We start from the raw sequence: 21,993 nt of genomic DNA, 5'->3' as shown, positions 1-21,993 counted from the left end.
ATGGGAAACAAGACGATCGTCGGCCGGCTGGGGCAGGTCCCCGAGGTCCGCGCCGCTGGGAACGGGCACGTCGCGAAGTTCAGCGTCGCGGAGACGAAGCAGAAGTTCGACCGCGAGCAGGACAAGTGGGTCGACGACTTCACGATCTGGCACGACGTCGAGTCGTGGCGCGCCGCTGACGCCCTCGCGCAACTCCCGCAGGGCACCCTCGTCATCGTCGAGGGCGAGGAGATCGACGGCTCGTACACGTCGCGGGAGACCGGTAAGACGGTGCGCCGCATCGTGCTGAAGGCCCGCAACGTCGGCACCGTCATCGTCGCGCCGCGTCAGCAGCAGGCACCCGCGGGGCAGCCGTGGGGTCAGCAGTCGAGCCCGGATCCGGTGTTCTGATGGCCGTCACGAAGCGCACACAGGTGCAGGCGATCGACGACCTGACCGAGCAGCTGCGGATCGCGAACCTGCTCGTCGCGGTCGCGCTCCCAGCAAACGCGCTCGCGCACGACCCGGGCACGCGCGCCCAGACGGCCGCCGCGAAGGCGAACGTCGCGCGCCGTAACGCGATCCGCGCTGAACTGCGCGCCGCGCTCGGCGACGAGGAGGTGCAGTCGTGACTGAACGCATCGACCGCGCCGCCGAGGCGCAGCGACTGGTGACCTACGCGAAGGGCGCGAGCGTGCCCGGCTCGGGCGCGTTGTACCTCGCGGAGGCACAGGTGCACGCGACGCTCGCGCTCGTCGAGCAACAGCGCATCGCCAACCTCATCGCGCTCGGCAGCAAGAAGCCCGATCTCGCCGACGGCGCCACCATCCGACTCCCGCTGTTCGACCCGCGGATGGGCACGCTGCTCGACGAGGTACGTGTAGGGCTGGGGCTGTCATGAACACCGAAGCCCTCGCCCGCATCGACGCCGCGATCGCACGGCACGAGTCTCAGAACGCGGGCGATCCGTTCCACTTCGACCTGACGAACCACCTGTACGTCGCGCTGGTCGAGGCCCGTGCGCTGATCCCCGAGCCGCCCACCGACGACGAGCGGGAAGCGCTGGCGGATCACCTCGGGGCGCAGCTGTTCGCACGTAACGTCCGCGACTACACCGACGAGACGACGACCGTCATCGAAGCGACGGTGGAGGACGTCGTGGATGCTGTTCTCGTCTCCGCCCCGTGGCGCAACCGTGGGCGCGGACCGATCACCGACGACGGCGCGTCGCACACCAACACGGAGTACGCGCTTGAGGTCGGCCACACCGACGACACCGAGGGTGTGTACGTCGCCGAGACGTTCGACGAGATGGCGACGCCCGGCGAGCTGCTCCCGTACGTGCCTGGTGCCCGTCTGGTGAAGCGCGAGTGGTCCGTCACCGACTGGGTGCCCGTCCCCGCCGACGAACTCGACGACGACGAAGCCGCTCGCGATGCGGAGGTCGGCCGATGAGCATCCTCCGCCCCCGTGACCCTGCGGTGATCGCCGCCGTCGAGGTGAACGACGAGTACCGGGTCGAGCTGCGCACCGACCGGAAGCTGACGGACTACACGCCGGACGAGGCGGAGAAGCTCGCCGACGAACTGTGCGACGCCGCATCCGAGGCACGCCGGAAGCACGCCACCGACATGCGAATCGAGTACATCGGCCGGGCCTTCGAGCACGGCTTTGATCAGGACGAAGGTGACGCGGCATGACCCGTTCATGCGCGATCGAGGGTTGCGACAAGGCCTACCGAAGCCGCGGGCGCTGCTGGACGCACCGCGTCGAAGCGCTGGCATCGGGCGTCCCGCTTCCCGACTACCGGGAGGCGCAGCACCGGCCCGCCGCCGAGACGGTCCCGTGCAGGCTCGACGGCTGCGATAACGTCGCGACCTACAAGGGCGAGCGGCTCTGCATGGCTCACTACCTCCGCAGGCTCGTGCACGGCACCTTCGAGCTACCCGCGAAAGTCACTGCGGCCGACCGCATTGAGGCCGAGGTCGAGCAGCGCGACGGGTGCTGGATCTGGACCGGCGCCGTCTCGACGAGCGGGTACGGCCGGCTGGGTGACGACTACGCCCACCGAGTTTCCTACGTCCTGGCGAAGGGTGCGATCCCGGCCGGATTGCAGATCGACCACCTCTGCTTCCAGAAGCTCTGCATCAACCCGGAGCACCTCGAAGCCGTCACGCAGGCAGAGAACCTGCGCCGTCAGAACCTTCGGATGCAGCGTGCTGCTGACGGTACCTGGCGGGCCAACACCGAAGGAGCAGCAGCATGAGCATCGCCGTGAAGGCCATCGAAGCGCAGCGCGACAAGCTGCTGCACGACCTCGAGGAGTACGACCGCGACGACGTTCGCCGCCTGCAGGACAAGACCCGAGACGCCAGGAAGGCCCTGGCGGACGCTGAGGCCCTCGAGCGCACGGCACGCGACAAGGTCGCAGCGAAGGAAGCTGACGTCGCCGAGCTGAACGCGGCGATTCACCGACTCAACGGCACTCGCCCCATTGCAGATCGGCCGCAGGCATGAGCGCGCCCGTGCTCTCGCCCGCGGAGCATGCGGAGGTCAACCGCTTCGGTGCGCACGACGAGGAGATCCTTGCCCATCTGGAAGAGCACGTCGACGACGAGCCGGAGTGCCAGGTCGCGCGGTGCGAGGACACGGCGACGCACGTCCTCGTCTGCGAGTACTGCGGGAAGCAGGCGGGCCTCGTCTGCGGGACGTGCTCGAAGCGGATCGGCAACTCGCTCACCCGCGCCGAGCACACGCCGTGCCACGCCGTCGACATGGTGTGCCTGCTGCTTCGGTCGGTGCCGTTCTGAGCACCGAGACCGCGCACGCCGACGGACGTGCGCTGCACCACACCACCGGCCGCGCCTACTGCGGCCGCAAGACCAAGAACACCGAGAAGGACTGGAACCGGGTCACCTGCGTGGACTGCCACGCCGCCCGACGAGCAGACGAGGAAGCACGATGACCGCTCTACTGACACTCAACACCGGGAACGATGGTTCCCTCGACTACGAAGCGTTCCTGCGCGAGAAGGTCGCGTTCGACCGTGCGTTCGGGTTCGAGGTCACCGACGACCAGCTCTCGCCGATCATGCGCGAGGGCCACCCCGACTTCAAGCCGCACCAGGCCGCGATCGTGAAGTGGGCCGTCGCCGGCGGCCGACGCGCGATCTTCGCCCGCTACGGGCTCGGCAAGTCCGTGATGCAGCTCGAAGTACTCCGCCTCATCGTCGAGCACGCCCACGAGCACGGCGAGCGGAACGCGCTGGGGCAGCGGATCCGCCGCGGGCTCGTCGTCGCGCCGCTCGGCGTCCGCTTCGACATCATCCGCGACGGCCGAAAGCACCTCGAGACCGAGGTTCGCTTCATCCGCCACTCCGACGAGATCGACCCGGACTGGTCCGGCCTCTACGTCACGAACTACGAGTCCGTGCGCGACGGCAAGATCGACGTCGACCGGTTCACCGCCGTCTCGCTCGACGAAGCCGCGATCCTCCGCTCGTTCGGCTCCGAGACCTACCAGCGGTTCCTGCCGATGTTCGCCGACGTCGCGTTCCGGTTCGTCGCGACCGCCACGCCGTCGCCGAACCGCCACAAGGAGCTGATCCACTACGCCGGGTTCCTCGGCATCATGGACACCGGCCAGGCGCTGACGCGGTTCTTCAAGCGCGACTCGACGAAGGCCGCGAACCTCCAGCTGTACCCGCACAAGCGTCGCGAGTTCTGGCTGTGGCTGAACACCTGGGCGTGCTTCATCCAGCGGCCCTCCGACCTCGGCTTCTCCGACGCCGGCTACGACCTCCCCGAGCTGCGCGTGCACTGGGACCAGGTGCAGACCGAGCTGCTCTCCGACCAGGTCGAGAGGGACGGGCAGGGCGTCCTCGTCCGCGGTGGGGCGATGTCGACCGTGGACGCCGCACGCGAGAAGCGTCACACCATGGACGACCGGATCGCGCGCGCCATGAGCATCGTCACCGCCCACCACGCCGGATCCGTCGACGGGCTGCACCAGATCATCCTGTGGTGCCACCTCAACGACGAGCAGGCCGCGCTCGAGGCTGGGCTCGCCGCCGAGGGCCTGACGTTCTCATCGATCCACGGGTCCCTCACCGACACCGAGATCGAGGAACGCCTCCGGGCATGGCTCGACGGCGAGACGTACGCGCTCATCGGGAAGCCGATCCAGCTCGGCCGCGGACTGAACCTGCAGCAGGCGAGCACCTCGGTGTTCGTCGGCATCACGCAGAAGTTCGAGGAGACGATCCAGGCGGTGCACCGCATCTACCGATTCGGACAGCTCAACGCGTGTGACGTGCACCTGATCTACGCCGAGACCGAGACGGCCATCCGCGACACACTTCAGGAGAAGTGGGCGGAGGACGAGCGCCTCACCGACACGATGTCCGAGGTCCTCCGCGAGTTCGGCCTCTCGGCATCCGCGATCTCACTCGCCCTCGTCCGGGCGATGGGCGTCGAGCGCGAGGAGCACTTCGGCGACGCGTGGACGATCGCGCTGAACGACTCCGTCGCCGAGGCCCGCGACCACCTCGAGGAGAACAGCGTCGGCCTGATCGTCACGTCGATCCCGTTCGGCAACCACTACGAGTACTCGCCGAACTACGCCGACTTCGGCCACACCGACGACAACGCGCACTTCTGGTGGCAGAACGACTACCTCACCCCGTCGCTCTACCGGGCCCTGATGCCCGGCCGGATGCTCGCGGTGCACGTCAAGGACCGGCTGCTGTTCGGCTCGGTCACCGGCCGTGGTGTCTACACCGTCAGCGAGCTGCACGCCGAAGCGATCGCTCACTACCGCCAGCACGGGTTCGACTACTACGGCATGATCACCGTCACCACCGATGTCGTGCGCGAGAACAACCAGACCTACCGGCTCTCGTACACGAAGATGCTCCGCGACCACACGCCGATGGGCGTCGGCTCGCCCGAGTACGTGCTGCTGTTCCACAAGCCCCAGACCGACCGGTCCAAGGGGTGGGCTGACGAGCGCGTCGTGAAGGACCGCGACGAGTACTCCGTCGGCCGGTGGCAGATCGATGCGGCCGCGGACTGGCGGGCATCCGGCGACCGGCTCCTGTCGATCGACGAGCTCGCAGTACTCGACCCTGGCACCCGCTCCCGCCTGTTCACCCAGCAGACGCAGCTCTCGGTCTACGACTACGAGCAGCACGTCGCCCTCGCTGAGCGCCTGGCCGCCGCCAACGCCCTCCCGGGCACCTTCGCGTCGCTCGTGCCTGGATCTGCCCGCCCCGACGTGTGGACCGACATCCTCCGCATCGAGACGCTGAACTCCGCGCAGCGCCGCCGCAACGTCGAGCAGCACATCTGCCCGTTCCCGCTCGAGATCCCGCGCCGCCTCATCGCGCAGTACTCGAACCCGGGCGAGCTGGTCTACGACCCGTTCAGCGGGCTCGGCTCCACCGTGCTCGAGGCGGTGCGCCAGGGCCGCCGCGGGTATGGCTCCGAGCTGAACCCGGCATCCGTCGCTGACTCGCTCGTGTACCTCCGTCAGCACGACGCCGCCGAGACGACGCCGACGCTGTTCGACTTGCTCGACCTCGAAGGGACCGCAGCATGAGCGCCACGGCGGGGCGGTTCTTCGAATCGCTCGATCGGGATACCACCGTCGATCACGTGGAAGTGCTCAACGAGAGCACCGCGATCGTCAACTATTACGACGGGGAGCGCATCCTCGTGCGGGCCGAGGAGATCCGATGACCGGCCGCCAGCTCTCGACTGAGGACCGCGCGCGTGTCGTCGTTCTCCGCACCGAGGGCCTGCCCGCCCGGTGGATCGCGGAGGACCTCGGGACCACCGAGAACACCGTCACGAACGTCTGCCATGCGCGGCCAGAGGAGGTCGCCGAGTGGCGGGCGGTCTTCCAGCAGATCCGCCGTGACCCGGAGCTCTTCAAGCTCCACACCGAGATCGCGCCGAAGCGCAAGAGAGGGGCATCCCGATGAGGATTCTCACCGTTCGCCAGCCGTGGGCGTGGGCGATCATCCACGGCGGCAAGGACATCGAGAACCGGACTCGCAACATCGCGGGCGGCTACCGCGGGCCCGTCGCGATCCACGTCGGCCTGGCCTACGCGCACGGATGGCAGTCCGACGCGCTCGCCAGAGAGATGAACCGCAGCGGCGCCGCGCACGAGGACCCGCAGCCCTGGCATGCGAACGCCGGCCACATCATCGGCGTGGTCGACCTGGTCGACGTGCACCACGAGAGCGCAGGCAGCTGCGGCGACAGCGCCGGCATGTGCTCCGACTGGGGGGAGCCCGGCGCGCATCACCTCGTGCTCGCGAACCCGCGCGCCATCGTCGGCGACCCGATCCCGTGGCTCGGTGGTCTCGGCCTCCGCCGTTCGCGACTGGACGTCTATGGCGACTCGATCATCGAGCGGGCTGAGGGGTGCACATGCGGCGCCGGCCGGATCTCCTACCAGCACGAGCCGATGTGCGGCTTCGAGCTCGTCTCGCACCTCACGGCGGTGGCGCGATGACGACGTACGAGATCCCCGCCGACGCGATCGACCCCGAGGCCGGCTACCGGCTGTGGGTCGACTCGTTCCTCTGGCACGTCGACCAGCTGCCCTACGTCGTGGAGACGACGGTGACCCTCGTCGTCGCGTCACGCGGTCTGCAGGCGCAGCAGCTTCGGGAGCGTGTGTCGGGCGGCGGGTTCTACGACAACATCCCGATCGCGGACGGCCCCGAGGGCAGGAACGCGGCGGCCGTGTGGCAGGCCCTCCGCGCCTACCTCGTGGCCGCGGCGTCCCGCATCGGCATCGAAGCGCCCGAGCTGCCGCCTGCGGTGCCGGGGGAGTCGGACCTCGCCCGCGACTGGGCGTACGCCGCGAACGAGTGGCTCGCCGACCAGGTGCACCACATCGTTGAGCACCCCGAGCTCGGCGAGGCGGAGGAAGCCCTGTTCCGCCTGATCCGCCGTGCACGCCGACAGCAGGGCGAGCACCGCACCGTCCGCCGCGCAGCCCCCGAGGCGTGCGACACGTGCGGGGCCGAGGAGGTCCGCATCGACTGGGTTGACGGCCCGGACGGGCAACGGGTCCTGGAAAAAGCCTGCGCAACCTGTGGAGAGAGGTTCACAAGTGACTAGGTGGGACGTCGGTGGATGCCTCCGACGGGTGAATCTGGGACGCGTCGATGAGCCCACGCTCAGCGAGGAAGGCACGGCGCTCGGTGAGGTCCCCCTCGGGGTATGGCAGCTCGCTGAGTGGCTTCAAATTCTGCCACCAGAGACCCTGGCGATAGTCCATGTGGTCCGCGAGGCTCTCGGTCGCAGAGGCGATCTCATCGATGATCAATGGGGTCTTCGCCTGGGGATCGTGTGCCCAATCTCGGATCCTGCCAAGCATGCGACGCCGTCGGAAGTTCGCGACATCGACGCTCAGCGCCTGGCTGTGAGGATCGCCGTGAGTACCCACGGGAACAACCGCGTCCGGCATCCAGCCCGCGTACGGCAGGAAGTTTCGATGATTCTCCAGCTCCATCTTTGTTATCGCATAGATCTCGTGCGCACCGGGGACGAGGGACTGGCCAAGCTCTACGACCACTCTCCGGCGCAGGGTGGGTACGTGCTTGTCGGGACCCACCTCGGCGAGCGTCCGCTTCTCTGCGTTCGGGTCATCCAGGAGGGTGAAAGCCCAGGCAGCCAGGGTGCGAGCCTCGCCGACCGCCATCCCGCGCAGGTATCGCAGACTTTCCTCGCGAGCCCTCGCCGACTCTGCCTCAACGCGCTGCTTGTCGACCTCGCTAGCGAGGCGTGTTGCCCGGCTCGACGAAATCAAGGCGACAGCGGAAATCAGAACGGTCGCCGCGCCCATTATCGACGGCAGAACAATCTCTGCCCACCACTCGAAAGCGTCTCTCTCTACGCTGTCGCGAAACCGGAGCGACTGCCCCCCGACAACGACAAGGACGAGAGCGAGCAAGACCGCTATGGTCATCCAGCGCGCGAATGCAGGGCTAGGGCGCTGTCGATCTTCCACGGGCCGAGCCTACTGATGCTTCTCCCACCTCGGAGTCAGGGGCCGTCCTCGTGCCTGCGCTGACCTATCGGGAGGCCGCGAGGCGCGTGCACCGCACCCACCGTGCCATCCGGTACTGGCGGGCCGAGGGCATGCCGATGACGTGGGAGGTCCGTGACGGCCAGCGGTGCCGTGTCGTCGAGGAGAAGGTGCTGCTCGCGGAGTGGCGACGCCGCATGAAGAACGACCCCGTTCACCAGGGGAAGCTGCGGAAACAGCGTGCTGCACGACTCGCCGAAACTCAGGTTTGACAACCAGTCGGTTTCATATCCTAAGTTCATGGTTAGACAGTTCTCACAGAGAGAACGAAGGCCCCAAAGACCAACACGGTCCGGGGCCTTCGTCATGTCTAGAGGCTCCCTCGGCCGGGAGTTCGAGACCACAGGCGCGACGCGGAGTTAAGGGGCCGCTCGCCCTCACTCCTCCCGGCCGGGCGGGCACTCGTCATGACCGCGACGCGAGATCCAGACCGAGGAACACGATGCCGACGATGGCGCCGACGATCAAGATGAGCTGGCGCGTGACTTCCGACCAAGGGAGGGTGTTCCCGACGACCAGATCCGCTGTCCACTCGCCGAAGCTCGGGTCGTGGAGTCGTTTCGGGTTGACTCCCGCAGCTCGTAGCAGCTCCTCGTACTCGACCTTCGCCTCCGCCTCCGCATCCTCGTACTCAGCCGGCGGCCGACCATCGCGATGCCGCGCGTAGATCGCGTCGCGTTCCCCAATGAGACCGACGAGGCGTCCGCGCCGGATCTTCCTGTCGATCTGTTCGATGAGTAGCCACGCACCGACGAGGAGCGCGGCGGCGGATGGGATGGCCGAGGCGAGGAACGCGTACACGTTCCGAGAGTAGGGGTCTGCACGCATGGCGACGAAGGTGTGCCTTGAGCCCGGATGCCCGGTCCTCGTCCGCGACGGCTCACGCTGCCCCACGCACGAGAAGGACCGAGAGCGATCACGGGGCCGACGCCAGTCCCGCGGGTACGGCGCCGAGCACGACCGGCTCCGCGCCGAGTGGGAGCTGAAAGTCGCGACCGGCACGATTCGCTGCGGCAACCCCAACTGCCGGCGGGTCATCGCACCCGGCGAGCGCTGGGACCTCGGCCACACACCAGACCGTCGCGGATACCGCGGACCGGAGCACGAACGCTGCAACCGCTCAGAAGGCGGACGCGCAGCGCACAGGTGAAGGAGATCCCGTGACCGCCCTCAGCTTCGCCCTCTCGATGGCCGCGCTGTCCGCGGCCATCGCATCCGTCGCGCTCGGGATCCTCGCCGGCTCGCTCATCGCAGACCGCGCACCTCGACCCGCACGCAGCGTCCGCATCACCCTCACCGCACAGGTGCGGGACTACATCCAACCGAAGGAGAACCGAGCATGAGCACGAAGACGAACACCGAGACCCACTACGGCGTCGCACGCGGCGAGAAGCTGCTGTTCAACGCCCCCATCCTGTCGGTCGCGCAGGACCAGCTGCCCCTGTACGAGGAGCAGATGACCGCGCTCGGCATCGACCCCGACGTCCGCCTCGTCGAGTACGACGTCGAGACGACGGTGAAGACCAGCCGTCTCCGCGCGTACAAGGAGCCCGAGGTCGAGCCGACCCCCGCGCCCGCTCCCGACGCCACAGCCGCTGCCTGATCTCGGCGAGTGTGTGCCACGCTGTCGGCGTGGCCGGTGAGATCGGGATTGGAAACGTGGGAGCACGAGAGCGCGAGACGGCGCATTACCTGAGCGTCACCGAAGTGGCGGAGCGGGTGGGCCTGTCGGTCAACACGGTGAAGAGCTACCGGACGAAGGGCATGCTTCCGACGCCGGATGCGACCGTCGGCGACGTCCAGGGATGGCTCCCCGTCACCATCGACGAGTGGGTGGCGTCGCGACCACGTGCGGGCGGGACCGCGTGATGCCTCGACAGTGTGCGTGACCCCCGCACGAACCCATCAGAGGGGAGAGGAGGTGTCATGCCGTACTCACCCGAGAAACGCCGAGCGTGGGAGGCCGACAACCTCCGCCGTGCAGCCCTGACGGTCGAGCAGTACAAGCTCACGCAAGGGTGCTACGACTGCGGATATCGCGCGCACCCCGCAGCACTCCACTTCGACCACCGCGACCCGGACACTAAGCGTCACGACCTCGGCTGGCGCGACGACCGCACCAAGCTGATCACCCACACCCGGTTCGCCGCCTACATGCACCACGTACGCACCTACTGCAACGTGCGCTGCGCCAACTGCCACGCCGTCCGGACCTCCGAGGCAGGGCACTACACCCACCGTCGCCCAGCCACCCTGACCACCTTCTAACCCCCTGGGGGGATACCCCCAAACCACCAACCCCAGCGGACCGCCGGGGAGGTGGCTCCGATTCGCGACGGGTTAAGACCTTTTTCTGGGAGGGCCGATGCAGAGACGCTCAGGGGCTGGACCGGCGCCCGATCCCGGGTCTCTCCGGGAGGTGCAACGGCAGGAAGCGGGCCTAGTCCGCACGCTGCCGAAGTCGCGGACGGGCCGTGTTCCCGCGTGGCCGTTGACGACCAAAGCGACGACCGACGAGAAGGAGCTCTGGGCGAAGCTGTGGAAGCTCCCTCAGGCGATCGTCTGGGAGGAGCAGCACGTCGAGCGCGCGGTAGCCCGGTATGTCCGGATGTCCCTGCTCGTCGAGTCCGGCGATGCGAATGCCGCGAAGGTGAAGTCGGTACTCGACCAGGAGAGGACGCTGCTGCTCGAGCTGGGCTCGCTGATGAAGGCGGGGTTCCGCATTACGACGAATCCGACTCCGGCCGCCACAGTCTCGTCGACCAAGGCGGCGGCAGCGAAGCGTCAGGTGCCGTCGTCGAGGGGAAGGCTGAGGGCACTGCCGAATGTCGGAGACGATTCCACCTGAGTTCGAGATCGCGTGGCCGACGCTCGGGTATCTGCAGGCCGACTGGATGGCGTGGCATCTTCCGATCCCGGACGGGTGCAAGAAGGGGCAGCCGTTCCTGCTGTCGGACTGGCAGCTGTGGTGCACGGCCAACCACGGGCGTGTGCGTCCGGGGACGCCGTGGCGGCCCGAGGATCCGATCAAGAACCAGGCGTTCGAGTACCGGCGTTCGCTGATCGTCGGCCCGCAGAAGTACGGCAAGTCGCCGATGGGCGCCGGCTGGACATCTGTGATGGCGCTCGGCCCGGACCTGTTCGCAGGGTGGGCGGAGGGGCCCGGCGAGGTTTACGACTGCGCGCGCTACGGCTGCATGTGCGGCTTCGTCTACGAGTACGAGGTCGGCGAGCCGATGGGGATGCCGTGGCCGACGCCACTCATCCAGCTCATGGCGACCTCCGAGGACCAGGTGAACAACACGTGGCGCCCGTTGCAGCAGATGATCCTCCGCGGACCGCTCAGCGAGCGTGTCCGCGTCGGTGAGAAGTACATGCGCATCGGCGACGAGGGCGTGATCGAGAAGGTCACGTCGGCCGAGTCATCGCGACTCGGCAACCCGACGACCGGGTTCGTGCAGGACGAGACGGGGATCTACACGAAGACCAACGGCCTGATGGGCACGGCGCAGACGATGCGTCGAGGCACGTCGGGCATGGGCGGTCGCGGGATCGAGCTCACGAACACGTGGGATCCGGCGGAGGAGTCGACGGCGCGGGCGACGTACGAGTCGCGCGCGAAGGACATCTTCCGGTTCTACCGGGAACCACCGAAGAACCTCAGCTACAAGAACAAGCGCGACCGCCGCAAGATCCACGCGTACGTGTACTTCGGTGCCGCCCACGTCGACCTCGACGGCATCGAGGCCGAGGCGTACGAGCTGCTCGAGCAGGACCCCGCGCAGGCGGAGCGGTTCTACGGCAACAAGCTCGTGCGCGGTATGGGCTCGTGGCTCCCGGACGGGCTCTGGGAGGACGCCTACGCGAAGCCGACGGCAGTCGCCGCCTGAACGTCCCCGCGCACGGCGGGGCGACCCAACAGAGGAGATGAGCATGGCAGAGTCCACGCTTCCCGAACCGACCGCCCGTGATCGCATCGAGGAGCGCTTCTTCACCGCCGCCGCGGGGCAGCCGCCCACGGAACAGCAGAAGCTCGGCGTCGCGAAGCTCCGCGAGCTCATCATCGACCTGGCAACCGCGATCGAGGACCGCGTGCCGAATGGTCGGAACAAGTCGCTCGCTCTCACCGGGCTCGAGGACGTGCAGATGCGCGCCAACCGCGCAATCTTCGCCACGGGGCCGAGCGCATGATCCGCCGCGCGCTGATCGCGCTCTCTACCCGCCGCTGCCGCGGCTGCGACGACACATGCGCGCCCACTCGCACCACCTGACGTGGCTCGGGCGACGGCGGTACGCGCTGAGCGGCGCCTGACAGACCAGGGAGGGGCGTCAACGCGAGGTAGCCATTCCCGCGAAGGACGCTCACGACGCCGCAGCTTTCCGGCAGAGGCGCACCTGCGCCCCTCCCAACACCTCGACGGGAGGCAGCGGATGAGCGCACAGCGCCCCTGGCTGCCGAACCCGCCGAAGGGCACCCCGATCGGTCTCGCGTTCGACGGGTCGGTGAACAACGACTTCACCGTCCTGCGCGCGCAGACGATGACCGGGTTCTCCTTCACGCCGCGCTGGGGGCCGACGCCGGACACCCCGACGATCTGGAACCCGCGCGAGCATGGCGACCGCATCCCGCACACCGAGGTCGCGACCGCGATCGACGAGATCTTCGACCGCTTCCTCGTCGTCCGGTTCTACTACGACCCCGAGGACTGGACCACCGACGGCGAGGCGTGGGCGGCGAAGCACGGCGAGGAGAAGGTCATCGCGTGGCCGACGAACCAGGTTGCCCGCATGTACCCCGAAATCCGGCGCTTCGAGGCCGACCTCCGGGAGGGCTTGATCACGCAGGACGGATGCCCGGTCACGACCGCGCACATGGGCAACGCGAAGAAGGTCGCGAAGCCCGGCCAGAAGTACATCCTCGGCAAGCCGAACGAGACCCAGAAGATCGACCTCGCCATGACGAGCATCCTCGCGAACGCCGCCGTTCGTGACGCGCTCGCCGCCGGCTGGGAACCGCCGAGCAATCGGCCGAAGGTGCGCGTATGGCGCTGAGAGGAGACGGGACGTGACCGATCTCGACGAAGCGCTGCGACTGAGCCGGCTGCTATCCCGTGAGCGGAAGCCGCTCGAGAAGAACGACCAGTACCTCGACGGCGAGCAGCCGCTGCGGTTCGTGTCGCACGAGCTCGAGCAGCAGCTCGGCTATCGGCTCTCGCCGATCGTGCTCAACCTCGCGCTGTTCTCGGTCGACGTCTACGACAACCGCCTCGACATCGAGGGCTTCCGCGTCCAGTCGAGCCAGCGCACCATCGTCGGACCGGACGGCGCATTCACCCGCGACGTCGTCGGCAACTCCTCGGCGGACGCGGACGTGCGCGACGCATGGCAGGAGAACGAGGGCGCCTTCATCTCGCAGCAGTCCCACCGCGAGAGCCTCGCGCTCGGCCGCGCGTACGCGATGGTCGGAGGCGGTGACACCCGAGACGACGCCCCGGTGATCACGATCGAATCGCCCTTCGACGCGATCCACGAGGACGACCCCCGTACCCACCAGGTGCGCCACGGCCTGAAGCGCTGGACCGATCCCGACAAGACGAAGTGGATGACCTACCTCCGCGGCGACGGCTCGTCGGTCACGTGGCGGCAGAAGGGCCGCGACTGGACCGAGGAGAGCGCGGACGCGACCGACGCGAACGAGCAGAAGCTGTGTGCGCTCGTCCCGCTGCTCAACGACCCGCGGGTGCTCGGCCGCTACCGCACCGGCAAGACGGACCAGCGGCTCGGGCGCTCCGTGTTCCACCCGATCCTCAGTCCGCTCGACGCGCTGAACAAGATCGCCAGCGACATGATGGTCTCCGCCGAGTTCCACGCCCTCCCGCGACGGTGGGCGACCGGACTCGACGAGACCGACTTCATGGACGACGACGGCAAGCCGATCAGCACGTTCTCCCTCGTCTCCGGCCGCCTGTGGGGGACTGAGTCGAAGGAAGCGAAGTTCGGGCAGTTCCCCGAGGCGGAGCTGACGAACTTCCACAACACGATCAAGCTACTGATGCAGATCGTCGCGATGCAGCTCGGCCTGCCGTCGCACTACCTGCTCTTCCAAGGCGATAACCCGCCGTCGGCCGACGCGATCCGCTCGTCGGAGGCGCAGCTGGTGAAGCGTGCGGAGCGGAAGCAGACGTCGCTGTCGACCCGGTGGGAGCAGGTGCAGCGCCTGGCGCTCATGGAGATGGGCCGCGCGGCGGATGCCCGTCCGAAGATGATCGAGACGATCTGGCGTGACCCGTCGACCCCGACGATCGCGCAGAAGGCCGACGCGATCGTGAAGCTCGTGCAGGCCCGCGACAACTCCGGCCGTTCGGTGCTCCCGATCGAGCAGGCGCGCGAGGACCTCGGCTACACGGACATCGAGCAGGGCCGGATGCGCGACTGGGATCAGAACGCGATCCAGGATGCGCAGCTCGCCGCGGCGATGAGGGACCTCGACGATGCTGCCGGCGACAGCGTCTGAGCAGTACCGGCTGCAGCAGGGAATCGCGACGACGACGACCGCCGCGGTCGGGAAGATCTGGCGCGGCCTCGGCGACGACTTCGACGCGGCGTACGAGCGCATCGGCCCGCAGCTGCTGAACGTGGTCGAGAAGGGGCGCGCGGCGGCCGTCGCGCAGGCGATCCCGTACACCGGGGCCGTGCTGCGGGAGACCGGGCAGCGCGCGGATCCCGTCGGCGAGCTGTCGGCTGCGGCGTTCCTGTCGGCGGCGCCGGACGGCCGCGACATGGAGTCGCTGTACGCGCAGTCGGTCGTCCGAGCCAAGACGGCAGTCGCCGGCGGTGCGACGTCGGGGGAGGCCCTGGCGCAGGCCGCCCGGTGGCTGACGATGGTGACTCTGACGACCCTCGCCGACACCCGGCGGATGGTCTACGGGGCCGACATCATCCAGCGGCCGGCGATCACCGGCTACACGCGGATGCTCAACCCGCCGTCGTGCGATCGCTGCATCGTGCTCGCGGGTCGCTGGTATCGGTGGAACGAGGGCTTTCAGCGGCACCCGCGCTGCGACTGCCAGCACATCCCCGCCGTCGAGAACGTCGGCGGCGACGCCCGCACGGACCCGTACCGGGCGTTCCAGGATCTGGACCCTGAGCAGCAGGAGAGGGTCTTCGGGCGCTCGGAGGCACGCGCGATCCGGGAGGGTGCCGACATCTTCAAGGTCGTGAATCAGCGGACTCGCAAGATGGCGACCGCTCGCTCACCGATCGACGAGATCTACCGCACGGCCGGCACTCGCACGAACGCGGTCCGGATGCTCCGCGAGCGCGGGTACATCCTCGACCGTGGACAGGTCGCACCACCGCTGGCCCCTGGCGTCCGCACAGACGCGCAGATCCTCGCCGCAGGGCGTGGCAGGGGAGCGGTCACGATCGGCGGCCAGCGAGTCACGACGGGCCGCGCAGCACGATTCGACGCCGCGGCCACCGGTCAGCGCGACGTCCTGAACCGTTCGACGATGACCGTCGCCGAGCGTCGCCTATACGACGCGAACTACCGCCTCGAATACGCGCTCCGCACCGGCACCGTGCCGCGCGCGATCGGCCCCTCGTCGGCGGACCGGTTCGCGAACCCGATCCCCGCCACCCCCGAGCGCATCGCCGAACTGCGTGCAGCGCTCCGAAACGAGCTCGCGGTCCTGGACCGTACGAGCACCCCCGAGTCCGTCCGCCGCCTCGCGCGAGCGCTCGGACTCTGAGGCGGCGCCCGCCGGAATCTTCCCCGGTCTACGGGCGCCGCCCCCTCGAACTCCCCGCCGCCCGGCGGGAACGTCACGCGAACGTGTCGCGGTGCCCGACGGGGCCTAAACGGTGATGGCCGACGGGCCGAAAACGGAGAGGAACATCATGAAGCGCAACGCCTTCGGACAGCTCATCAGCCAGCCCCCCTTCCTTCGCTTCGCGGATGAGGGTGGAGACGGCGGGGGCGGTGATGGCGGCTCCGGCGGAGACGGCGGTGCCCGCACGTTCACCCAGGAGGACGTCGACCGTATCGTCGCCGATCGCACCGCACGAGCCGAGCGCAATGCTCGGGCCGACGAGCGGCAGAAGATCGAGAACGCGGCGAAGGGGCCGAAGGACGGCGCCGGTGACGGCAAGCCGGCCGACGGTGGCGGTGAGGGGAAGCCCGCGGGCGTCTCCGCCGACGACGTGCAGCAGCGCATCGATGACGCCCTCGCAGCAGAGCGGAAGGAGCTCGCCCTCGAGCGAGTCACCGACCAGCTCGAGAAGGCCCTCGACGGCCGGAACTACCCGGCGTCGAAGCTCTTCGCGCTCGACCGCTCGCAGTTCATCGGCGCCGACGGCAAGACCGTCGACACCGAGAAGCTGCAGAAGTGGGTCGATGACAACTCGGAGGAGGGCGCCGCCCCCTCCCGTCGTCTCCGCGCGCAGGGCACCCGCGACGCCAACGCCACCGGCGGCAGCGTCTCGGCGGGCCGAGACCTGTTCGCATCCGAGAAGACCCCCAAGAAGAAGGACTGATCCTCATGCCCAAGCTCCGCACGGAGAACTTCGGCAGCGGTGACCAGACGTGGCTCGGTTCGACGCACGGCATCCGCAATGCGCGCACCGAGATCCTCGACGTCTCCACGTTCACCGCCGCCGACCACTACCCCGACGGCTACATCCCGTCGGGCACCCCCGTCGCCAAGGTCGGCGGGAAGCTGGTGCCGTACGACCCCACCGCGGGTACGACCACCGGCGCCGGCGTTCTCGCCGGCCACATCCTCACCGACCAGAAGGTCGTGGGGAGCGCCGACTTCGGCGTCCCGCTGTTCGATCACGGCCGCGTCATCGCGTCCAAGGTCGCCGGCATCCTGTCCGCCTGGTCGTCCTTCGTCGCCCCCGCCGGCGCGAAGAACGGCTCGAACATCCTCTACGTCTGACGGGGAAGGAGTAAGACATGGCCCTCTGGACCGACATCATCGACCCCGCTGAACTGACCGGATACGTCCGCGCAGCTCAGGAGGACTACGAGGCAGCGCAGGGAACCCTCGCGCGCTACCTCCCCAACCGCGAGGTGCCCGACATCGTCGTGCGCTTCCGTGCCGGCGCGAACGGTCTCGTCGCTGAGGCGAGCTACCGCGCGTACGACGCCGAGCCGAAGGTCGGCAAGCAGCCCGGCGGCAAGCGCGTCACGCTCGAGCTGCCGGCGCTCTCCGAGGAGATCCCCGTCTCGGAGTACGACCAGCTCCGCACCCGCGGTGCTTCGGACGACACGCTGCGGCGTTCGATCCTGAGCACGGCCCGCCAGGTGGTGCGCGCGATCTCCGACCGCGCTGAGCGCCTGCGAGGCATCGTGATCAACACGGGCGTCGCGACGATCCCCGAGATCGGCGCCGCCGACAGCTTCGGCCGTTCGGCGAACCACGACGTCACGGCTACGAGCCTGTGGGCGGACCCCGACGCGGACCGGATCGAGTTCCTCGAGGGACTCATCGACACGTACTCCGAGACCAACGGCGCTGAGCCGGGCCGTCTCGTGATGACGCGTCGCGTGTACCGGGCCCTCGCCGCCGGCACGCAGTTCCGCACCTCGCTCGTCGGTGGCGGCAGCCGTCCCGCGACCGAGGAGCAGGTGCGCGCGGTGATCTCGGGAGCCGGCCTGCCGGAGATCGAGATCTTCAACCGCCGCACCGCCTCTGGCCGCGTCCTCGACGACCGGAAGCTCTTCCTGCTCCCCGAGCCGGTCGAGCCGACGGACTGGCAGGGCACGCAGCTCGGCGCGACGTTCTGGGGTCAGACCCTGACGTCGACCGCCGAGGAGTACGGCATCGAGGAGTCCGAGCAGCCGGGCATCGTCGCGGGCGTGTACCGCGGCGAGAAGCCCCCGATGATCGCCGAGGTCGTCGGTGACTCGATCAACCTGCCCGTGCTCGCCAACGCGAACCTGTCGCTCGCCGCGACGGTGCTCGCCTGACCTGACCCCATCTGGTGGGGAGCCGACTACTCCCGGCTCCCCACCACGGGAGAGAGAGGAGCCTCGCATGAGCAAGGTTCGTGAAGACCTCGAGGGCACCGTCCACGCCATCAACCAGGCGCGCGAGCGGGTCATCCTCAAGGCGGGCGACAAGATCCCCGCTGGCTACTTCGTCGGCGGTCACGCCGTCGAGGGCGGCGACGTGAAGAATCAGACCCCGCCGTGGACGTCGACCGGCACCACGGCATCCGCCAGCGCGGCGTCTACCGAGCAGGGCGCCGGCCGTGAGCCGGAGTCGCTGCCCGACGTCCTCGACCGCCTGGTCGCCGACGGCGCCGAGCCGCAGGAGCTGCTCGAGCAGGTCGCCGCGCACTTCGAGATCGAGCTGCACGGCGCACCCGAGGGTGACGGCGGCGGCTCCGACGAGGACGCGCCGTTGGTCGTTCCGCCGAAGGCCGGCGCGGGCTCGGGTGCGGACGTGTGGCGCGCCTACGCGGTCGAGGCGGCCAAGCGCGCCGGGCTGAAGATCGCGTTCGATGACGCGGCGTCCCGCGGCGACATCATCGCGGCGCTCGACGACGCGAAGATCGCGACGGAGTAAGCCGATGTGGCCTCCCGTCACCGTCGCCGAGCTCTCGTCGCGGTGGCGGGAGCTCACTGCCGAGGAGCGGGCCGTCGCCGAGAAGCGGCTCGGGGATGCCGTAGCTGAGGTGCAGTACGAGCTGCAGCAGCGCGGTGTCGTCGTGCCGCCGACCGATGCCCTCTGGCAGACGCTTTACGTGAGCACCGTCGTCGAGATGGTCCGCCGCTACCTCGTGAACACCGAGGGGTGGCTCGAAGAGTCGACCGCGATCGACGACTACCGGGAGACGCGGCGGCGTGACAGCTCCGTGTCGTCCGGCCGGGTGTACGTAACCGAGGACGAGATCGCGAAGCTCGTCCCGCGCACGCGCCGCCGGCGTGGCGCGTTCAGCATCGTGCTGGGGTCGACGTGATCGGGAAGGCGTTCCTCGAGCGCGCACGCGCACGCACCGAGGAGCGCTTCTCGGAGACCGTCGAGATCGGCACGTTCGAGGACGGCTACGACCGTCCGACCGGGAAGGCGACACGCGTCCTGGTGGAGGAGCAGTACAAGGGCCCCGCGCAGCTCGTTTACGCCTCGCTGACGGTCTCAGATCGCGACAGTGGGTCGCAGGACCTGGCGGAACAGTCGCCGGTCCTGAAGCTGCCCTCGGGCACCGTGCTCACCCGTGACGCCGAGGTGCACATCACCGCGTCGGAGGCGAGCACCGCGCTCGTCGGCCAGAAGTTCACGGTCGACGGGCAGCCGGAGGACGGTCAGACGACCGCCGCCCGGTATCCGCTGAAGATCCTGACCTGATCGGAGGGTGCCGTGGCCGATGACAGCTTCGACGGGCTCATCCGCGACCTGAGTGGCATCCAGGGCCTCGTGCCGAACAAGGCTCGCCAGGCGGTGCAGCAGACGCTCATGCGCACCCGCGACGGGTGGCGGAGAGATGCCGCCGGCAACCCCCTCGGCCGCCAGTACACCGCGACGATCGACTACACGATCGGGTCCAGTGCGGGCGTGATGGGCGGCGCGGCCTCGGCCAGCATTGAGGGCGAGGTCGGCCCGAACCTCAGCCGCTACGGCGGGAGGACAGGCCGCGGCGGGCTCGTGCCCTCCGCTGGCATCTTTGACGACCCGCGCAGCTCGGTGTCGCGGCCTCCGGACCGGGCTCGGCGCGCGGCCGAGAAGTTCGCTGCCGAGGAGCTCGAGCGCGGCGTCGATATCGCGGTGGAGCAGTCGCTGAGGGAATCGGGGTTCTGATGTCCCTGAACGACCACCACGACGCCGCGGTCACCCGCCTGTCGGAGCACTCGCATCTCGCGGGCATCATCCACGACACCGTCCGCAAGACCAAGACCGGCGAGGTCGTCCGCGAGAACCACATCGTCTTCGGCCTGACCATGCCGCAGCTCGAGAAGGAACGCCTCACCGGCACCCCCGGGCCTGACGGCGACTCCGACATGGAGGTGTTCGTGCGCGTCGTCGCATCGACCCGGTTCGGCGCGAACGATCTCACGGATGCCGTGCACGACCAGCTGCAGGGCTGGTCCATGGCTGTCCCTCACCGGTCTTGCACACCGTTCCATCGCGACGAGCTCGGCGAGCTCGACCACGACAACACCACGGACCTCTTCCACCGCGACCTGTACTACGTCGCGCGCAGCTCTCGCGCCGCGTGACCCACTGACCCCCTCGACTCCCCGAGGGTCCACCGATACCCCGGCCACCGGGGAGACGAAAGGAGATGCGATGGCCGATGTCATCGAGCCGCAGAACGGCCCCCCGGCCGTAGACCAGACCGGCAACCTCACGATCTGGGTGATCCCCGCGAGCACCCCCGGGATCAATCTCGACCAGATCACGGTCGCGGACCTGTCCGCGGCGACCGCGAAGCGGGTCACGTACAGCTTCCTGCCCGACGGCTGGAACCTGACGATGCCGCAGGAGAAGAACGACGACCCGCGCCTGACCGCCCGACAGCGCCGGCAGTCGCTCGGCCGCGTGAACCCGGAGCTCGCCGACCTCGGGTACGTCGACTCCGACGACCCCTCTTCGGCGTCCGAGATCCTTAAGGACGGCGGCGCCTGGATCTTCGTGGAGCGCCGCAAGGTCGCGAACTCGAAGGTCGCGACGGCCGGCGACAAGGTCCGCGCGCTGAAGGTGTCGCTCGGCGAGCAGAACGGCGCCGCACCGAACGGCACCGGCAAGTTCACGAAGACGCAGCCCGTCGTCGTGGACTACGTGTCCCGCGAGCACGCGCTCACAGCGGGAGCCTGACCCAACCCCTGTGGGGGCGTGCCGCCGCGCGCCCCCACAGGTCCCCTCACACGGCGGAGAACACGGCGGAATCATGACCACCCCTCACGAGCGCCTCGCAGCAGCGAAGGCCGCACCCCGACCCCACAAAGACGTGACTGTCTGCCTCGATACCGACATCGCCGCGCGACGCGACGAGCTCATCCAGCAGCTCGAGCAAGCGGAGCAGCAGGACGCCGCGGACCAGCGCCTCTCCGGCCCCAACGACGAGCGTGCCGCCGCAGTGCGCGCGCAGGTCGACGCGATCGATGCCGAGGCCACCAGCTCGCTCGTCACGGTCCGCGTGACACGCCTCCCCGGCGACGCGTGGGCCGAGACGATCTCCCACCACCCGAGCCGCCCCGACGTCCCGCTCGACCTGCACTACGGCTACAACCTCGACGCCGTATGCGACGCGGTCGCGAAGTACCGGCACCGGCTCGACGACCGCAGCATCGATCCGAACAGCGCCGTCTACGCCCACTTTGTCGATGGCGAGGACACGACCCCGATCGAGCCGGGGGAGTGGGACGACCTCGTCTCCGTCCTCGCCGGCAGCGAGGTAACCCTGCTGCGCGACGCGATTTGGACGCTCAACGACTACGAGCCCTCGGCCCGCCTGGACCTGCTCGTAAAAAGCTCCGGAGTAGCGACGCGCTCCGACAGCAAGTAGCTCTCGCCGCGCGCCTCGGAGTCGCCCCCCGGCGGCTCTGGGGGTGGGAGCCTCGCACCTTCTATGAGTACGACGGCGACCGCCTCGTCTCATCACGACCTGAGCCCGAGTACGACGACGAGCAGGTCACGCTTCTGCTCGCCGAGGAGTACATCAGGGTGCGCACCGGCCGGCACGGCGAATGGCTACCCGATGCGACGAGCGACGGCGCCGATCCCAACGTCGACTCCGGGTACGGATACATGCCTCGCGGGCCGTTCACCAACTGGGCCGAGCGCGCCGAACAGAACGCCCTTGCCGCGCATCGCAAGCAGGCAGGCGAGGACGCGAACCTCAACGGCGTGTATTTCACCGTCGAGCGGGTCGACTACACGCGCCCGGAGGGCGGCTGACCGC

The 21,993-nt window shown here is 68.8% G+C and carries 38 protein-coding genes; 36 read left to right on the top strand and 2 right to left on the bottom strand.

Annotated features, from left to right (window positions below; translation table 11 throughout):
* Genes PUW82_RS11465 through PUW82_RS11400 form a run of 14 tightly spaced genes read left to right on the top strand, consistent with a single transcriptional unit; the run spans position 1 to position 7,115 of the window.
* A complete protein-coding gene (locus PUW82_RS11465; protein WP_274222414.1) occupies positions 1–390 on the top strand; it encodes a single-stranded DNA-binding protein in 390 nt (129 codons plus the stop codon).
* Positions 390–611, top strand: coding sequence for a hypothetical protein (locus PUW82_RS11460; RefSeq protein ID WP_274222413.1), 222 nt, complete (start codon positions 390–392; stop codon positions 609–611). Before PUW82_RS11465 ends, PUW82_RS11460 begins: the two co-directional genes overlap by 1 nt.
* The gene (locus PUW82_RS11455; protein ID WP_274222412.1) at positions 608–880 is read left to right on the top strand and encodes a hypothetical protein; all 273 of its coding nucleotides are present in this window, start codon (positions 608–610) and stop codon (positions 878–880) included. The genes PUW82_RS11460 and PUW82_RS11455 overlap by 4 nt, the downstream gene beginning before the upstream one ends.
* Positions 877–1,434, top strand: coding sequence for a hypothetical protein (locus tag PUW82_RS11450; protein WP_274222411.1), 558 nt, complete (start codon positions 877–879; stop codon positions 1,432–1,434). The genes PUW82_RS11455 and PUW82_RS11450 overlap by 4 nt, the downstream gene beginning before the upstream one ends.
* Before the next feature lie 26 nt (positions 1,435–1,460).
* The gene (locus PUW82_RS11445) at positions 1,461–1,679 is read left to right on the top strand and encodes a hypothetical protein (protein WP_274222410.1); all 219 of its coding nucleotides are present in this window, start codon (positions 1,461–1,463) and stop codon (positions 1,677–1,679) included.
* Positions 1,676–2,245: an HNH endonuclease signature motif containing protein gene (locus PUW82_RS11440; protein WP_274222409.1), complete on the top strand. Its 570-nt coding sequence runs from the start codon at positions 1,676–1,678 to the stop codon at positions 2,243–2,245. The genes PUW82_RS11445 and PUW82_RS11440 overlap by 4 nt, the downstream gene beginning before the upstream one ends.
* Entirely contained in the window at positions 2,242–2,496 is a 255-nt protein-coding gene (locus PUW82_RS11435) for a hypothetical protein (RefSeq protein ID WP_274222408.1), read from the top strand. Before PUW82_RS11440 ends, PUW82_RS11435 begins: the two co-directional genes overlap by 4 nt.
* Positions 2,493–2,789: a hypothetical protein gene (locus PUW82_RS11430; RefSeq protein ID WP_274222407.1), complete on the top strand. Its 297-nt coding sequence runs from the start codon at positions 2,493–2,495 to the stop codon at positions 2,787–2,789. The genes PUW82_RS11435 and PUW82_RS11430 overlap by 4 nt, the downstream gene beginning before the upstream one ends.
* Positions 2,759–2,944, top strand: coding sequence for a hypothetical protein (locus PUW82_RS11425; protein ID WP_274222406.1), 186 nt, complete (start codon positions 2,759–2,761; stop codon positions 2,942–2,944). Before PUW82_RS11430 ends, PUW82_RS11425 begins: the two co-directional genes overlap by 31 nt.
* Positions 2,941–5,577, top strand: coding sequence for a DNA methyltransferase (locus PUW82_RS11420; protein WP_274222405.1), 2,637 nt, complete (start codon positions 2,941–2,943; stop codon positions 5,575–5,577). The genes PUW82_RS11425 and PUW82_RS11420 overlap by 4 nt, the downstream gene beginning before the upstream one ends.
* Positions 5,574–5,717: a hypothetical protein gene (locus PUW82_RS11415; RefSeq protein ID WP_274222404.1), complete on the top strand. Its 144-nt coding sequence runs from the start codon at positions 5,574–5,576 to the stop codon at positions 5,715–5,717. The genes PUW82_RS11420 and PUW82_RS11415 overlap by 4 nt, the downstream gene beginning before the upstream one ends.
* On the top strand, positions 5,714–5,962 hold the full coding sequence (locus tag PUW82_RS11410) for a hypothetical protein (RefSeq protein ID WP_274222403.1): 249 nt from the start codon (positions 5,714–5,716) through the stop codon (positions 5,960–5,962). Before PUW82_RS11415 ends, PUW82_RS11410 begins: the two co-directional genes overlap by 4 nt.
* Positions 5,959–6,501 (top strand): ASCH domain-containing protein, encoded by a 543-nt coding sequence (locus tag PUW82_RS11405; RefSeq protein ID WP_274222402.1) that lies wholly within the window; start codon positions 5,959–5,961, stop codon positions 6,499–6,501. The genes PUW82_RS11410 and PUW82_RS11405 overlap by 4 nt, the downstream gene beginning before the upstream one ends.
* On the top strand, positions 6,498–7,115 hold the full coding sequence (locus PUW82_RS11400; RefSeq protein ID WP_274222401.1) for a hypothetical protein: 618 nt from the start codon (positions 6,498–6,500) through the stop codon (positions 7,113–7,115). The genes PUW82_RS11405 and PUW82_RS11400 overlap by 4 nt, the downstream gene beginning before the upstream one ends.
* Here the strand turns inward: PUW82_RS11400 and PUW82_RS11395 are convergent.
* Positions 7,102–8,007 (bottom strand): hypothetical protein, encoded by a 906-nt coding sequence (locus PUW82_RS11395; RefSeq protein WP_274222400.1) that lies wholly within the window; start codon positions 8,005–8,007, stop codon positions 7,102–7,104. The genes PUW82_RS11400 and PUW82_RS11395 overlap by 14 nt on opposite strands.
* A gap of 50 nt (positions 8,008–8,057) precedes the next feature.
* Here PUW82_RS11395 and PUW82_RS11390 point away from each other — a divergent pair, with 50 nt between their 5' ends.
* On the top strand, positions 8,058–8,297 hold the full coding sequence (locus PUW82_RS11390; protein WP_274222399.1) for a hypothetical protein: 240 nt from the start codon (positions 8,058–8,060) through the stop codon (positions 8,295–8,297).
* A gap of 193 nt (positions 8,298–8,490) precedes the next feature.
* Here PUW82_RS11390 and PUW82_RS11385 read toward each other — a convergent pair whose 3' ends face one another.
* The gene (locus PUW82_RS11385; protein ID WP_274222398.1) at positions 8,491–8,886 is read right to left on the bottom strand and encodes a hypothetical protein; all 396 of its coding nucleotides are present in this window, start codon (positions 8,884–8,886) and stop codon (positions 8,491–8,493) included.
* A gap of 359 nt (positions 8,887–9,245) precedes the next feature.
* Here PUW82_RS11385 and PUW82_RS11380 point away from each other — a divergent pair, with 359 nt between their 5' ends.
* From PUW82_RS11380 to PUW82_RS11280, 21 genes are all read left to right on the top strand, one after another.
* Complete coding sequence (locus tag PUW82_RS11380; protein WP_274222397.1) at positions 9,246–9,428, top strand: hypothetical protein; 183 nt, start codon at positions 9,246–9,248, stop codon at positions 9,426–9,428.
* A complete protein-coding gene (locus tag PUW82_RS11375) occupies positions 9,425–9,688 on the top strand; it encodes a hypothetical protein (protein ID WP_274222396.1) in 264 nt (87 codons plus the stop codon). The genes PUW82_RS11380 and PUW82_RS11375 overlap by 4 nt, the downstream gene beginning before the upstream one ends.
* 56 nt (positions 9,689–9,744) lie before the next feature.
* On the top strand, positions 9,745–9,954 hold the full coding sequence (locus tag PUW82_RS11370) for a helix-turn-helix transcriptional regulator (RefSeq protein ID WP_274222395.1): 210 nt from the start codon (positions 9,745–9,747) through the stop codon (positions 9,952–9,954).
* A gap of 57 nt (positions 9,955–10,011) precedes the next feature.
* Positions 10,012–10,353, top strand: a complete 342-nt coding sequence (locus tag PUW82_RS11365; protein ID WP_274222394.1) for a hypothetical protein — start codon at positions 10,012–10,014, stop codon at positions 10,351–10,353.
* Between the two features lie 223 nt (positions 10,354–10,576).
* Positions 10,577–10,933, top strand: a complete 357-nt coding sequence (locus tag PUW82_RS11360) for a hypothetical protein (RefSeq protein ID WP_274222393.1) — start codon at positions 10,577–10,579, stop codon at positions 10,931–10,933.
* Entirely contained in the window at positions 10,911–11,975 is a 1,065-nt protein-coding gene (locus PUW82_RS11355; RefSeq protein WP_274222392.1) for a terminase large subunit domain-containing protein, read from the top strand. The genes PUW82_RS11360 and PUW82_RS11355 overlap by 23 nt, the downstream gene beginning before the upstream one ends.
* Positions 11,976–12,018: 43 nt before the next feature.
* Positions 12,019–12,276, top strand: a complete 258-nt coding sequence (locus tag PUW82_RS11350; protein WP_274222391.1) for an Acb2/Tad1 domain-containing protein — start codon at positions 12,019–12,021, stop codon at positions 12,274–12,276.
* 240 nt (positions 12,277–12,516) lie between these two features.
* On the top strand, positions 12,517–13,137 hold the full coding sequence (locus PUW82_RS11345; protein ID WP_274222390.1) for a terminase large subunit domain-containing protein: 621 nt from the start codon (positions 12,517–12,519) through the stop codon (positions 13,135–13,137).
* Between the two features lie 13 nt (positions 13,138–13,150).
* Entirely contained in the window at positions 13,151–14,599 is a 1,449-nt protein-coding gene (locus PUW82_RS11340) for a phage portal protein (RefSeq protein ID WP_274222389.1), read from the top strand.
* Positions 14,577–15,836 carry a hypothetical protein gene (locus PUW82_RS11335; RefSeq protein ID WP_274222388.1) on the top strand — a complete coding sequence of 420 codons (1,260 nt, stop codon included), beginning with the start codon at positions 14,577–14,579 and terminating at the stop codon, positions 15,834–15,836. The genes PUW82_RS11340 and PUW82_RS11335 overlap by 23 nt, the downstream gene beginning before the upstream one ends.
* Before the next feature lie 148 nt (positions 15,837–15,984).
* Positions 15,985–16,620: a hypothetical protein gene (locus PUW82_RS11330; RefSeq protein WP_274222387.1), complete on the top strand. Its 636-nt coding sequence runs from the start codon at positions 15,985–15,987 to the stop codon at positions 16,618–16,620.
* A 5-nt stretch (positions 16,621–16,625) separates the two neighbouring features.
* Positions 16,626–17,024, top strand: coding sequence for a head decoration protein (locus PUW82_RS11325; protein WP_274222386.1), 399 nt, complete (start codon positions 16,626–16,628; stop codon positions 17,022–17,024).
* A 17-nt stretch (positions 17,025–17,041) separates the two neighbouring features.
* Positions 17,042–18,058 (top strand): major capsid protein, encoded by a 1,017-nt coding sequence (locus PUW82_RS11320; protein WP_274222385.1) that lies wholly within the window; start codon positions 17,042–17,044, stop codon positions 18,056–18,058.
* A gap of 67 nt (positions 18,059–18,125) precedes the next feature.
* The gene (locus PUW82_RS11315) at positions 18,126–18,659 is read left to right on the top strand and encodes a hypothetical protein (RefSeq protein WP_274222384.1); all 534 of its coding nucleotides are present in this window, start codon (positions 18,126–18,128) and stop codon (positions 18,657–18,659) included.
* Between the two features lie 4 nt (positions 18,660–18,663).
* The gene (locus tag PUW82_RS11310; RefSeq protein ID WP_274222383.1) at positions 18,664–19,053 is read left to right on the top strand and encodes a Gp19/Gp15/Gp42 family protein; all 390 of its coding nucleotides are present in this window, start codon (positions 18,664–18,666) and stop codon (positions 19,051–19,053) included.
* A complete protein-coding gene (locus PUW82_RS11305; protein WP_274222382.1) occupies positions 19,050–19,439 on the top strand; it encodes a DUF6093 family protein in 390 nt (129 codons plus the stop codon). Before PUW82_RS11310 ends, PUW82_RS11305 begins: the two co-directional genes overlap by 4 nt.
* Positions 19,440–19,451: 12 nt before the next feature.
* Positions 19,452–19,889, top strand: a complete 438-nt coding sequence (locus PUW82_RS11300) for a hypothetical protein (protein ID WP_274222381.1) — start codon at positions 19,452–19,454, stop codon at positions 19,887–19,889.
* Positions 19,889–20,308 (top strand): hypothetical protein, encoded by a 420-nt coding sequence (locus tag PUW82_RS11295; protein ID WP_274222380.1) that lies wholly within the window; start codon positions 19,889–19,891, stop codon positions 20,306–20,308. Before PUW82_RS11300 ends, PUW82_RS11295 begins: the two co-directional genes overlap by 1 nt.
* Before the next feature lie 70 nt (positions 20,309–20,378).
* Positions 20,379–20,906, top strand: a complete 528-nt coding sequence (locus PUW82_RS11290) for a phage tail tube protein (RefSeq protein ID WP_274222379.1) — start codon at positions 20,379–20,381, stop codon at positions 20,904–20,906.
* 73 nt (positions 20,907–20,979) lie between these two features.
* The gene (locus PUW82_RS11285; protein ID WP_274222378.1) at positions 20,980–21,597 is read left to right on the top strand and encodes a hypothetical protein; all 618 of its coding nucleotides are present in this window, start codon (positions 20,980–20,982) and stop codon (positions 21,595–21,597) included.
* A gap of 158 nt (positions 21,598–21,755) precedes the next feature.
* The gene (locus tag PUW82_RS11280) at positions 21,756–21,989 is read left to right on the top strand and encodes a hypothetical protein (protein ID WP_274222377.1); all 234 of its coding nucleotides are present in this window, start codon (positions 21,756–21,758) and stop codon (positions 21,987–21,989) included.
* The last annotated feature ends 4 nt before the right edge of the window (positions 21,990–21,993 follow it).

Source organism: Microbacterium thalli (assembly GCF_028737325.1).
Taxonomy (GTDB): Bacteria; Actinomycetota; Actinomycetes; order Actinomycetales; family Microbacteriaceae; genus Microbacterium; species Microbacterium thalli.
Note: the sequence above shows the minus strand (reverse complement) of the source record. Positions and strands in the feature narration are given on the sequence as shown.

Coding starts and splice junctions, on each gene's coding strand:
- PUW82_RS11465 (WP_274222414.1), top strand. CDS start 1: ATGGGAAACAAGACGATCGTCGGCCGGCTGGGGCAGGTCCCCGAGGTC.
- PUW82_RS11460 (WP_274222413.1), top strand. CDS start 390: ATGGCCGTCACGAAGCGCACACAGGTGCAGGCGATCGACGACCTGACC.
- PUW82_RS11450 (WP_274222411.1), top strand. CDS start 877: ATGAACACCGAAGCCCTCGCCCGCATCGACGCCGCGATCGCACGGCAC.
- PUW82_RS11440 (WP_274222409.1), top strand. CDS start 1,676: ATGACCCGTTCATGCGCGATCGAGGGTTGCGACAAGGCCTACCGAAGC.
- PUW82_RS11435 (WP_274222408.1), top strand. CDS start 2,242: ATGAGCATCGCCGTGAAGGCCATCGAAGCGCAGCGCGACAAGCTGCTG.
- PUW82_RS11430 (WP_274222407.1), top strand. CDS start 2,493: ATGAGCGCGCCCGTGCTCTCGCCCGCGGAGCATGCGGAGGTCAACCGC.
- PUW82_RS11420 (WP_274222405.1), top strand. CDS start 2,941: ATGACCGCTCTACTGACACTCAACACCGGGAACGATGGTTCCCTCGAC.
- PUW82_RS11415 (WP_274222404.1), top strand. CDS start 5,574: ATGAGCGCCACGGCGGGGCGGTTCTTCGAATCGCTCGATCGGGATACC.
- PUW82_RS11410 (WP_274222403.1), top strand. CDS start 5,714: ATGACCGGCCGCCAGCTCTCGACTGAGGACCGCGCGCGTGTCGTCGTT.
- PUW82_RS11405 (WP_274222402.1), top strand. CDS start 5,959: ATGAGGATTCTCACCGTTCGCCAGCCGTGGGCGTGGGCGATCATCCAC.
- PUW82_RS11400 (WP_274222401.1), top strand. CDS start 6,498: ATGACGACGTACGAGATCCCCGCCGACGCGATCGACCCCGAGGCCGGC.
- PUW82_RS11375 (WP_274222396.1), top strand. CDS start 9,425: ATGAGCACGAAGACGAACACCGAGACCCACTACGGCGTCGCACGCGGC.
- PUW82_RS11365 (WP_274222394.1), top strand. CDS start 10,012: ATGCCGTACTCACCCGAGAAACGCCGAGCGTGGGAGGCCGACAACCTC.
- PUW82_RS11355 (WP_274222392.1), top strand. CDS start 10,911: ATGTCGGAGACGATTCCACCTGAGTTCGAGATCGCGTGGCCGACGCTC.
- PUW82_RS11350 (WP_274222391.1), top strand. CDS start 12,019: ATGGCAGAGTCCACGCTTCCCGAACCGACCGCCCGTGATCGCATCGAG.
- PUW82_RS11345 (WP_274222390.1), top strand. CDS start 12,517: ATGAGCGCACAGCGCCCCTGGCTGCCGAACCCGCCGAAGGGCACCCCG.
- PUW82_RS11335 (WP_274222388.1), top strand. CDS start 14,577: ATGCTGCCGGCGACAGCGTCTGAGCAGTACCGGCTGCAGCAGGGAATC.
- PUW82_RS11330 (WP_274222387.1), top strand. CDS start 15,985: ATGAAGCGCAACGCCTTCGGACAGCTCATCAGCCAGCCCCCCTTCCTT.
- PUW82_RS11325 (WP_274222386.1), top strand. CDS start 16,626: ATGCCCAAGCTCCGCACGGAGAACTTCGGCAGCGGTGACCAGACGTGG.
- PUW82_RS11320 (WP_274222385.1), top strand. CDS start 17,042: ATGGCCCTCTGGACCGACATCATCGACCCCGCTGAACTGACCGGATAC.
- PUW82_RS11315 (WP_274222384.1), top strand. CDS start 18,126: ATGAGCAAGGTTCGTGAAGACCTCGAGGGCACCGTCCACGCCATCAAC.
- PUW82_RS11310 (WP_274222383.1), top strand. CDS start 18,664: ATGTGGCCTCCCGTCACCGTCGCCGAGCTCTCGTCGCGGTGGCGGGAG.
- PUW82_RS11295 (WP_274222380.1), top strand. CDS start 19,889: ATGTCCCTGAACGACCACCACGACGCCGCGGTCACCCGCCTGTCGGAG.
- PUW82_RS11290 (WP_274222379.1), top strand. CDS start 20,379: ATGGCCGATGTCATCGAGCCGCAGAACGGCCCCCCGGCCGTAGACCAG.
- PUW82_RS11285 (WP_274222378.1), top strand. CDS start 20,980: ATGACCACCCCTCACGAGCGCCTCGCAGCAGCGAAGGCCGCACCCCGA.